General features: G+C 43.2%; 1 protein-coding gene. It reads left to right on the top strand.

Features of this window, described 5'->3' with window-relative positions:
• Positions 1-13,683 (top strand): T9SS type B sorting domain-containing protein, encoded by a 13,683-nt coding sequence (locus ACULLH_RS01650; RefSeq protein WP_454086984.1) that lies wholly within the window; start codon positions 1-3, stop codon positions 13,681-13,683.
• Positions 13,684-13,701: the final 18 nt, after the last annotated feature.

Here is a 13,701-nt window from a genome sequence, read left to right as displayed (position 1 = left end):
ATGACCAATCACTTTCTTAAAACAGCTGTATTCCTAGCTATAGGTCTTATTTCTCTTGTAGGTTTTTCTCAAGAATTTAACTCTTTTGATATCCGTTATCAAGACAATATTAAAGGAGATCTAACCTTTATTGCAAACAATATTGTTAATAGAGATGGGGGTGATAGTTCAAGTGAGCCAGAAGACCCATACGACCTTACTGGAAGTTCTTCAATCTATAATGATTGGCTTAACATGCAATATATTGATGTGGACAGTGATGGAACTACCTTTAGTTCAAGTACCTCAACATTCACTTTTCCGCAAGCCAACTGTAACCTCATCAGGTATGCTGGATTATATTGGTCCGGAACATACCCGAGCGAACAGGCCGGACAAGCAGTTGGAACCAACAGACAATCAGATTTTAACCAAGTTAAATTAATGGTTCCGGGGGGGTCCTATGTGGACATCACCGCAGATGAAATTCTCTATGATGGCTTTACAAGCAGCAGTTCTTCAATGCAACAGAACAGTCCATATGCCTGTTATGCTGATGTAACTTCGTTGATAACACCGTTGGCCAATCCTGAAGGGGATTATACTGTGGCCAATGTTCGCTCAGTCACAGGATCACTTTCTCCTGGAGGAGGTGCAGCAGCAGGTTGGACCTTGATCATTGTTTACGAAAATCCTACCTTAACCGGTAAACTCATAACGACTTTTGATGGTTTTGCAAGAGTAAATAGTTCCAATCCTTCGGTAAACATCAATTACAGCGGTTTTAACACAATTCCCGTTGGCCCTGTTGATGCCAGAATAGGTGTTGCTGCCCTTGAAGGCGACAACAGAATTACAGGTGATGGAATGAGTATTCGCGCAGCCAGTAATGGTTCATTTACCTCCATTAGCAATACAACCAATCCATCCAACAACTTTTTCAACAGTAATATCACCTTGGATGGCACTGTTACCACCAACCGTAATCCAAGCAGTGTCAACACTCTCGGGTACGATACCGATATCTTTTTATTGAGCAATCCGGCCAATTCGGTAATTCCGAACAATGAGACCGATGCTACTTTTCAGTTTACCTCAAATGGAGATCAGTATTATCCGTTTTTCAATTCATTCAATGTAGAAATCATTGAGCCCGAAATTGGGCTGGAAAAAAGGGTAGAAGACATTGCCGGTAACGACATAACAGGACAAGGTGTTAACTTGGGCCAGGTGTTGGACTATGTGCTTTCCTTCGTAAACAATGGAAACGATGATGCCACCAATTATACCATTAGAGATGTTTTACCTATAAATACTACTCTTCAGGAGACCTTTATAACCCTTCCCCCCGGGGTAACCTACACGTTTAATTCCGGTACTCGGGAGATTATTTTTACAATCCCCGATAATCTTGTGGAAGTGGGGGATCCCATTTCGGAAATACGGATGCGTGTTCAAGTAGCACAGAATTGTTTTGATTTTATCGATGCGTGTACTGATCAAATACAAAACCTCGCCTATTCTACCTATCAAGGTGTGATCAACAATAACCAAATTTCTGATGACCCCAGTGTTTCTGACTTTGATAATTGTGGGTTCTCTACTCCGGGAGCCACAAACTTCTTGTTAGATGACCTTGAAAATTGTGATTTTTCCAGAACGGTACAACTCTGCGGGAATGATGTAGTGTTGGATGCAGGTGACAACTTTGATGCCTATATCTGGTATTTGGACAACAATGCCAATCAAGTCATCGATGCTGGAGACACCGTGCTTAACGATGGAGATCCTGATAGTGATCCCAGCACATTACTTGTAAGCAGCACGGGGATTTATATCGTGGACAAGCAGGTTGCTGATCCATGTAAGGGATTTCAGGAAATTATTACTGTGGAGCTTTTTGGCGCCACACAATCCAATCCAATTACTGCACTAATCAACGATACTTCGAATACTGTAGAGGGTGAGGTTGTAACATGCCCCAACGACGGCAGTGAGCTACCACAAATCTTTTTATGTGGTTTGAACGATACGGAGTTGGTTCAAATAAACATTCCCGACGCCCTAAGCATTGATTGGGAGCAATTGGACGAAACAAGCTGTTCTGCTGGAACCGCTGATTGTGCCAATACGGATAACTCTTGTACTTGGAACAATGTCGGCACAGGAGGCGATTTTTTGGCTGCAGATGCTGGCCAGTATCGCGTTGTGATCAATTATTTAAATGGATGTTTTAGCCGTTTTTATTTCAACATTTTCAAGAATCCGCTAGACCCGCAATACACTTCCCGTGATATCATTTGTACCAGTGATGGAAACATTACCGTGACCAATATGCCGTTGGATTATGAGTATAGATTGATTGACCAAGCAACTGGAAATGAGTTGGTTGCTTACAATCCAAGTCCAAGTTTTGATATCACTGCGAACGGTGCATACACCGTAGAAATGAGACAGCAAGGTGTTGTTGATGGATGTGTTTTTGTGCTGGACAATATTGGAATCCTTACCCGTGATTTTCAAGTTGACGTAGTGCCTGCCGATACAGATTGTAATGGACTGGGTGAGATTGCCATCTCGGTTTTGAATGTAGAACCGCAATATTATTATGAAATATCCCAAGGAGGTACTGTAGTTGATACTTTTGGTCCCTCTACGGACAACAATTATACCTTCCAAAACTTGAACGACGGTGTATATGATGTTGATGTTTCAACAGATGATGGTTGTGTATATAGTGAGCAAGTTACCATTAACGATCTGACAGATCTAGATCTCGAAGCAAGGGTATCGCAACACATTACATGTCGGGAGGGTAATATTTTAATGTCGTCGACAGGTGGACAAACCCCTCACACTTACGCAATTTGGTCCTATGTGGATGAAAGCGGAACAACTATCACCTCATACCCAACTGTCAATGATATTCCGGCTTCGGCCTATCAAACCAGTCAAATCTTTGATATTCTGGCCCCTGGAGACTATACTTTTGTTGTTATTGACAGGAATAACTGCCATGCTTTTTCCAACACGGTCACTATCTTTTTCGAGCCCTCTGTGGATTATACCACTGCAGCTACCGATGAAACCTGTTTTGGAGCTTCTGATGGAACCATTTCATTCAACCTAATAAGTACCAATGGATATCAAGTAGAGTTCTTCTTAATTGACTCCACAGGAACTGAAATAGCATCCAACACCTCGGGCTTGTTTACCAATCTTCCGCAAGGAGATTATACAGTTCGGGTAAACCAAAGAAAAGGAAGCGCTTCATGTGATTACTTTGAAGATTATACCATAAGTGGTCCAACAAGCGGTGTATCTGGTGATGCCGTTTTGATTCAAGATTATACCTGTTTACAGAACGGTATTATCGAAGCTCAAAATGTCACCGGGGGTACTGCTCCCTACGAATATAGCATCGACGGAGTGAACTTTGTAAATGGTGCTGGAGCGGAGACATTTTCGAACTTGACCAATGGCACATACAATATTACTATTCGCGATGCTAACAACTGTACATTTGTTACCAACGGAATAACTTTTGACCCCCTAAATCCTCCATCGGACTTAACCTTTTCTGCTACGACCCCAAACTGTCCCGCCTTGACCTCAGATGTTACGGCCACCGTAGTTGATGGCAATACTCCATTTGTTTTTGAAATCATTGCTCCTGCCCCAATAGCAGCAACTTCAACCACTGGAGGTTCTGCAGATTTTGATGGTTTGGCACCTGGAACCTATACGTTCAGGGTAACTGATGACAAAGGTTGTACTTACGACGAGTCCTTCACCATAGATCCAGTTTCCCAAATCAATGTTTCAGGACAACTTATAAGCAATATTTCATGTTTAGGAGATACGGACGGTGAGATTTCATTCACTGTTGCAGATTTCAACACAGACTATGATTATACAGTAACTGGGCCATCCAATTTCAATGGCAGCAACCAAACTGCCACAACAATCCCATTAACCGGATTGGCTGATGGAACCTACACCATAGTTGTGACCGACAATTTAACCAACTGTACCGCTACTACGGATGTTACGATAAATGCCCCGGCTGCCGCTTTGACTTTAAGTGCTACGGAAATACAGCCTACTTGCGTTGCGGATGGAAGTGTAACCTTGACCTCGACAGGAGGATGGGGTGGCAACTCATTTACTTTGACCAATCCCGACACAACAACTTTTGGAACCAATAGCACAGGAAGCTTCACTGGGTTGACCCAAACAGGAACCTATTCTGCTTCCGTAACAGATGCAAATGGTTGTGTGGTGAGCACAAACTTTACGCTTAATGCCGCTGTGCCACCAGTATTGGCCATTGTGCCCAACGATACTTGTTACGACGATGGTGTTGGGCTAACCCTAACCGCCAATGTAACTTCCGGTGGTGATGGCAATTTTGAATATAGTCTTAACGGAGGTGCCTTTGTAACAACCAACGTATTTACCGGGTTGACCTCTGGAACTTATACGATTGATGTAAGGGATGGCAATAGCTGTACAGATTCTGCTTCTATTACCATAAATCCTGAATTGACCGTAATCGCATCTGCCCCAAATATTACAGCTTGTGGTACAGATACCGATGTTAACATCACCGCAGCGGGTGGAGATGGAAACTACGTATATGCAATTGTTGCTGATGGTGTTGTACCAGTCCCTGGAGATTTTGCCGCCACAAACCCAGTTACAGTTACTGGTGCGGGAGATTATGATGTATATGTTCGCGATAATAATGGTGCCGCTGGATATTGTGAAGCTAGTTATGATTTGACCATTGCTCAGGATGCGCCATTATCCATTACTTCAAGCTTCACTCCAGTGTCATGTTTTGGAGGTTCTGATGGTTCCATTACGTTAAGTGCGTCAGGTGGTGAAGCTCCATATTTGTTCAGCATTGATAATGGAACAACTTATCAAGCTTCTGGAAGTTTCGTAAACCTAACTGCTGGGACATATAACCTAAGAATTCAAGATGCCAACAACTGTGAAACCACAGATACAATCACGGTTACACAACCTAATCAATTGGCTGCAGAAGCGCAACAAACCCAAAGCTATACATGTCTACAACTGGGCGAAATTACCGTAGGAAGCGTAACTGCTACTTCTGGTGGTTCTGGTGACTATCAATATAGCATAAATGGGGGGCCATGGACGCCTTCAACAACCGGAGGTACAACCTTTACTGGTTTGACCGATGGAATCTATTCTATTCAAGTTCGTGATGCCAATGCAATTGGATGTACCCTTACCTTACCGGATGTAATCATTGCTCCGCTCCCAACGGAACCCACATTGAGTACAACAGTTGTCTACAACTGTGATGGTACCGGAAACATTACGGTGCTTCCAAATGACCCATCGTATACCTATAGTCTGAACGGAGGAGCTGCCCAAGCCAGTAATGTTTTTAACAATGTTGCTATTGGAACACATACAATTGACGTCAATTACGGTAGTGATTGTGTTACGCAAACGACAGAAACTGTTGCAGCAGGAAATGCGTTTGGGGCTTCAATCACAGCTTTTACAGATATTTCCTGTAACGCAGGAACCGATGGGGCCATCACTTTTGAAGTTGAAAATTTCGACGCCGTAAACGGTTTTGAATACCAAGTTAATGGAGGCGCCTTTTCAGCTCCTCAAACAGCTAGTCCAATCAATCTAACTGGACTTTCTGCAGGAGCCTATACCATCATAGTTCGGGATGTGTTGGACAATACCTGTTCCATCACTTTAAACCAAACTTTATCCGAGCCATTGGTGCTAACTACTTCAGCTTCCATAACAACTGTAATGACGTGTACAAATGGAGGTGGAACAATTACAGCTTCTGCCACAGGTGGAACCCCTGCATATGAATATCAATTGGAAGATGGTGTTGGAGGAATTATTGCCGGTTTCGATTATGCAACAAATGGAAACAATACCGTTTTCACAGGACTGGCCGCAGGTGATTATATTGTTCGCGCAAGGGACACAAATCTGTGTGAAGACCCAATCGATGCTGCCTTAACTATTGTTGCGCCAACGCCTATAACTTTCACCTCAACACCTACTGCTTGTTACAGTGGTAGCAATGATGGCACTATAGCGGTTAGCGTTACAGCTGGTAACGGAGATTATCAATTTAGTTTGGATGGCGGTCCATGGATTACACCATCACCAGCCACAGCAACAACACATACCTTTTCAGGGCTAACTGCTGGAAACTATACCATTAATGTAAGAGACGGTTTTGGTTGTGTTGGAACACTTCAAAATTTAACCATCAATGATGCCCTTGTGGCCATAGTTGATGTTGTCGATATTAGCACCTGTGCGGATGGTAGTATTACGGTAACGGCTTCAGGTGGTGTTCCTAATTTGGAATACGCCTTTGTGCCTACAACCACCAGCCCGACTGGTCTGTTTTCAACTACCAATACCTTTGCGGTTACTGCTGGAAACGATGGTGATTATGATGTTTACGTCAGAGACAATTCAGCTACTGTACCTTTCTGTGAATATGTTGAAACGGTTACTGTAAATCCCGCTACGGCATTGACAATTACAACTACACCAACGGACCCATTGTGTCATGATGGAACCGGTTCTATCCAGGTAGATATTACTTCTGGAACCAGTCCTTACACCATCCAAATTATCGATTTGGACAATGGAGGGGCAGGCGATCAAACGGATACCAATGTTCTTGTAACCACTCGTACCTATTTCAATTTAATGCCTGGGGATTACACCATCAATGTAACTGATGCAACAGGATGTACGGTAACGGACACTCCGGTAAACATCGCCAATCCGGATGAACTTACTGCTACAATTCAAGGAGTTACTCCGGCAACCTGTACAGGTGACCCTAATGACTTTGGTTTTGAGTTTGTTTCATATCCTACAACTCTAGGTACCATTGAATTTAGCGCTGATGGAGGTGCTACTTGGATTGGGGACAATAGTAACCCTGGAACAACAGACCGTTTCACCGGGTACAATTCTGGAGATGTTGTGAATCCTTCCATGAGAACTGTTGATGGATTAGGAAATACCGTTTGTCAAACAGATTTCCCTCCATTTATTATTCCATATCCATTGGATGATTTGGATATTACCATCTTGCCTATAGTTGTTAACTGTAATGAACTTCAGGTTACGGTAAGAGGTCAAAATGGTACTGCACCATACGAATATGCCTATACCGATGACCCATTTAATTTCAACCCAGCTACAGCCACGTGGACAGCTCCTCTTGCTTTAGGGGTAACTCATACTTTTGTAGGCTTGGTTCCGGGTAGAACATATACTTTCTATGTTAGGGACAACGCAGGATGTGTTAGACAGAGTAATGTCAATGTAAATGATATTATTACTGTTCCTTTGGAAATTACGTCTACCATTACACCTTCTTGTGATGGTGCAAGTAACGGAAGCATTACGTACACAGTAACCGACAATCAAGCTCCTTTTGGATCTCATATTAGATGGGAACTTTTTGATATGTCCTCCGGTTCTGCCGTTTCGGTGGCAAACAGCGGTGGAAACATCTTATACACATCCCCACAAAATGTAACCATAACAGGTCTTGCAGCAGGAAACTATTTCTTGGAAGTTGTGGAAAGCGATGGTGTAACGGACAGTTGTGTTGGAGCAACGGAAAATGAGTTATTAGAGGAACTAGACCCATTGACCGGTACGCCTGTTGTATTACAAAACATAAGCTGTGACAGCCCTGGACTCATCCAAGTACAAAGTCCTTTTGGTGGAGGCGGAACGTATACTTATACCGTTACCGGTCCCGCTCCTTTTGTGACCATAACATCGACTTCGGATAATCCTATTGAAATTCCTGCAAACTCTCCAGCCGGAAGTTATCATGTAACCATAGAAGATCAATACGGCTGTTCATCTCCATTAGGTAGTGTTGGCTTGACATTGACGCCAAACCCAACCATCGATGCTATTGCAGTTGATAACTGTAGTGACCCATCAACAGTGACAGTGACCGCGACTAGTGGTGCGGCCCAAATATTCTATTCTTTGGATGGTGGCACAACATATTTGGACAATGGCGGAGTCTTCAATAATATTTCAGCGGGAACTTACAATGTGGCTATTTTGGACAGCAACGGTTGTACAGATACCAGCACGGTTACGGTTCATCCTGTATTACAAGCGACTGCAACATTGACAAAACTGTTGGATTGTTCGGTTACTCCGGATGCCCAAATCACAATCGAAGTACTAGCTGGTTCTGGAAGTTATGATTATGAAATCGCTGATGGAACGGGTACAGTTGTGACTAGAACAGCTTTACCTTCCAACCCATTTGTATATAGCACAACCACGGTTGAGAGTTATACCATTACAGTTTATGATAACAACACTTCTGGTCCAGAGTGTTCAAGAGTGTTCATTGTTGATGTGGACCCTGCCTTGACACCAACTTTTAGTGTTACTTCAACTACGGATGTAACATGTAACGGCAATGATGATGGAACTATTGATGTAAGTGCTACGGATAATGGTATTGGCCCATATACATTTGAAATAATTTCTGGTCCAGGAAGTTCGGCCACTTTCCCAATTGCGCCTACTTCAAACAATGCAACAACTGCATCGTTCACGGGGCTTGAAGGTTCCGCTGCCGGAATCACGTACACCATCGAAGTAACTGCCGCCAATGGTTGTACCTCTACTCAAACCCAAACGATAACCCAACCTGATGTGTTGGCCAATATCAATACAACTGTTGTTGAATTTGGTTGTACAACAGGAAATAATACTGATAATGCCACCATTACGGTCGATACCGCTTCGATCACTGGAGGAAGCGGCACCTATACCGTATATGAGTTTATCAATGATCAAGGTACTGTTCCAACTGGCGATGATGTTGTAGTGCAGTCCGGTCCAAATAATGTTTATACAGAAACAAATACTGCAGGCGGAAGTTATATCATAAATGTTTATGATAGCAATGGTTGTGTGGGCACGGCCACTGAATCCATTGCTGCTTTTGATGAATTGCTGTCCACAAGTATTGCAATAGATGCCGCAGCAACATGTCTTGTTGGTGAGAATATCACAATAACCGCGACAGGTTCTATCACCAATTCCACGACAACGCCTGCCAATTACGAATTTAGATTGTTGCCTGCAGGTGCTTTCCAGACTTCTGGAAGCTTTACTGGTTTAGCTGTTGGAACCCATAATTTTGAGGTTCGAAATACTGTAACGGGTTGTATCATTACAACGGCGCATGTAGTTGCTGACCCAGAGGTGTTGGATTTAACAGTGGGCAACATTACAAACATTACATGTTTTGGAGACACCAATGGAGCTGTCGATCTAGACCTAGTGGATGCTCTAAGTGTTACCTATCCAAGTGCAATAACCTATACGCTTTACTACGATGTAAACAATACTCCCGGCAACCTGGCTGATGATGTCACTACCGCAGGTGGTGATGCTGATGGGGCTTTCTCATTGACAGGTCTTGCTGCCGGTAATTATTACATAGAAGTTGTGGATACCAATCCTCCAGGTTCTGCTTGTACCTATACGCAATCTTTTTCTATTGCTGGACCAAGTGTTGGAATATCCGCAAACACGCAGGTTACCCCAGTGACATGTTTGTTGAATGATGGTATTATTGAAGTAATCAATCCTGCTGGTGGATGGGGTAGATACACCTATTTTGTGGATCTAGCATCCAATCCGGCTCCTACTTATCCAGGAAGTTATCAGGTTTCTCCACAATTTACTGGCCTTGCTGGTGGAGCGGGAATCAACTATCAGGTGTGGGTTGCTGATCAGAATGGATGTGAATTCCAATTGCCAAACGTCAACTTGGTTGATCCTACAGCGATAACGGCCACTTTACAGATCAATCAAGAAAATTGTACCGCGCTTCAAGGAGAAATTGAGGTTGTTGGAACTACTGGTGGTCAGAATGCCAATTACACATACCAATTGGTTAGAGGTGGAAGCAATGTAGGTTCTCCTCAAACTAGCCCAGTATTCTCTGGTTTGGGTGCCGGTTCTTATGAAGTATTGATTGCAGATCAATGGTCATGTACTACCACTGTAGGCCCTGTTGTTTTACTTGATGAAATGGTGGCAACGGCAACTGTTGTAAAACCGATAGATTGTACAGTAGATCCAGGGGGTCATATTACCATCACCGTAACCGGTGGTTCTACTAACCTAACCTATGATGTGCTGTTCCCTGATGCTGTTACAACGGCCAACAATACAACCGGGGTATTCACTGGATTGACGCAACCTGGCACTTATACGTTTACCGTAACTGACGGAAATACCATAACACCATGTACTGTGGTAGTGACACAAGATTTGGATGATAGGGTAGACCCAGTCATAACCAACGTGATTGAAGACCCAGTAAACTGTTTTGGTGGAAGTGATGGAAGTCTTACCGTTCAATTGGATGCGGCCACAGCGGTAAATCCAGTTTACACGTATGAGCTTTATGAAATCTCCAATTTGGCTGTACCATACAGGCCTGCCCAAACTAGCCCAGTTTTTGATAATCTTCCTGCTGGGGATTATAGGGCTAGGGTTATTTCAGCAAGATCTTGTGATGATTTCTTTGATCAGACAGTTACCGAACCAGTGGCCTTGGCTGTTTCTGCTAGTGCAACTCCTTTTGTTTGTAATCCAAGCAATACGGTTAACACTTCAACAATAACTGTTACGGCTACCGACGGAACTGGTCCTTATCTCTATAGTGTTGACAATATCAATTTCCAGACATCGAATACTTTCGACATTCCGGATACTGGAGCTGTTCAAAACATTACAGTTTTTGTTACTGATAGCAATTCTTGTGCAGAAACTGATGTTGTGGTAATTCAACCTATCAACACATTTACCGCTGCGGTAACCCAGAACACGGCAATTAGTTGTGTCAATCCAGAGGAAGTGTTGATTACCGTGACCGATGATGGAAATCCTGGCAACACCTATACTTTCGAGTTATTGCCAATTGGAAATCCTTCAGGAAGCATTACCGGTACTCCTACCAATGTGACCGCGACTGCTGAGTTGACCGCGCCCGGTAGCTATACTTTCAGAATAACAGATAATGCAACAGGTTGTTATGTTGACACAGCACCCTATGATATTGCGCCATACGATCTAATAGAAGTTGTGGCAACAGCTACCGCTCCTGCAGTATGTTTTGGTGATACAAATGGTGCCCTGCAAATCAACATTACGGGTTATACCGGGGCATATTCCTATGAGGTTTTCAACGCTGATGGGACCACAACTGGGACCACAGGTGTTGGTAACACCACTACAAACCCATTGCCTATTAGCGGCTTCCCAGGCGGAAACTATTTTGTACGTATTACTGAAACAGCAAATCCACTATGTGTTGAAGATTCCAACATTATAACCATTGCCTCTCCGGATATGGCCTTGACCGCTACGCCTACAGAGGTGGCCAATGTAAGTTGTGCAAACAACCTTGGGGAAATTGAGGTTTCTCCAAACGGAGGATTCGCTCCTTATAATATTCAATTGACCAATACAACCACTGGTCAAATCTATAATGCCAACAATGTTGCCAGCGTTGTCTTCCAAGGACTTTCTGCCGGATTGTTTGATGTTGAGATTACCGATAATGCCGGATGTACCATAAATGAGCCGATAACACTGGTGCAGCCACTACCTATTACTGCTGACATTTCAGCAACTCCAACTGCTTTGGTATGTTACGGAGATACAAATGCAACAGTTTCAGCCATTAACGTACTCAATGGACAAGGTGTTTATCAATATCAGTTAAATGTTTATGATGCAACAGGAACCACCATTACGTTTACTTCTGGCGCACAATCTAGCCCAGATTTCACAAATCAAGGAGCCGGTATTTATAGCATTACCGTTTCTGATGGTTGGGGATGTGATGTGGAAACCGTTCAGGTTACCATTTCGGAGCCAACGGGCGTTCAGGCGAGCTTGATTCAATTGACACAATTGACATGTACGGCAAATGCACAATTGGAGCTTTCTGCAACAGGAGGAACCGGACCTTATCAATATAGTACAGATGGAGTGGTTTACTCGCCCATGTCAGGTGGAAATACGCATACGTTTACCGTTCCTGCCGGACCTTATCAGTATTACGTAAGAGATGCCTTCGGGTGTGATGCCCTGATATCAAACCAAGTAACGGTAGATCCGATTGTGCCGCTTGATGTAATTATTGACGATAGCGCTGCCCTGATCAACTGTACTGGTGAAGCTTCAGCCACAATTTATGCAGAAGCCATAGGAGGATTGGGCAATTATTCATACGAATTGTTCACTGACCCTGGTTTAACCACCTCCGTAGCCGGTCCACAAAATGATGGAGAATTCAATGGCTTGATTGCTGGGACATATTATGTCCAAGTGATAAGCATGGATTGCGAAATAGTAAGTTCAGCTATCAACATTGTTGATCCAGTTCCATTGCAGATTGACAGACAAGAATCTACAGATATTACTTGTGCTGGGTTGGAAGATGGAACGATTACCGTCGAAGTTTCTGGCGGTACCGGAGAGATTCTTTACGCAATCACACCGAACCTAAATCAATTTGACACACAAAATGTGTTTACAGGACTTGCTCCGGGTATCTATGATGTGATCGCCCAGGATAGAAATGGTTGTTTCGAAACCTTCCAGTTCGATATTCAGCAACCAGCTCCTATTCAGGCACAGGCTATCAATATTTTACATGAGGTTTGTTTTGGTAGTGCAGATGGGTCTTTTGAACTGGATATTACCGGTGGAACAGCTCCATATTCTTCAGCCTTGAATTCAAATGCTGATACAGATTTTGTTCCTGATCAAGTATTGTTCCAAAACCTACCAGCCGGAACGCATGTTGCATTTATCCGTGATGCCCAAGGTTGTGAAACCAACGTTATCGTGGAAATCAACCCTGGTGTTAACCTTACGGCTACAGTAACTCCGGTTTACGAATGTGATGGTGACCTCCCAACAAATCGTTTGGATATTGTGTTTGAAGATCAAACTGTTGTTCCAGATGTACTTTACGGATTGGATACCACAGACCCGGCCTTGATGCAATTGACTTCAGATTTCACAAACATTGCGCCTGGTGATCATAGTTTGACCATTTTACATTCGAACGGATGTGCAAATACCATTGATTTTAACATTATTGGTTTTGAGCCATTGGCCTTAGTGTTGGAAAACAGCAATATCAACGAAATTACGGCCCATGTGACCGGTGGATTGGAGGATTATACCATTTACTTTGGTGACGTTAACAATGGAACCGACAACACCTATATCATCAACAGAACGGATACTTATGTGGTAAGGGTGGTTGATCAAAACGGTTGTGAGGTGATGGCAGAAATATTTATGGAATTCATTGATATTGATGTTCCTCCTTTCTTCACCCCTGATGGTGATGGATTGAACGATAGATGGTTGCCAGACAACTTAGAAGCCTTCCCGAATGCACTAATGATCATTTTTGATCGTTATGGTAGAGAGCTCTATCGCATGGGATATGGCGATGCTGGTTGGGATGGAATCTATAACAACAAAGAGCTACCTACAGGGGATTACTGGTACATCATAAAGCTCCGAGGCGAAAATGATGACAGAGAACTGGTAGGACATTTTACCCTATATCGACAATGATACTTAACCTATTGAACC

The sequence above is a fragment of the Flagellimonas sp. 2504JD4-2 genome (assembly GCF_053642935.1).
The sequence above is the reverse complement of the archived record's forward strand: the minus strand, read 5'-3'. Positions and strand labels throughout refer to the sequence as shown.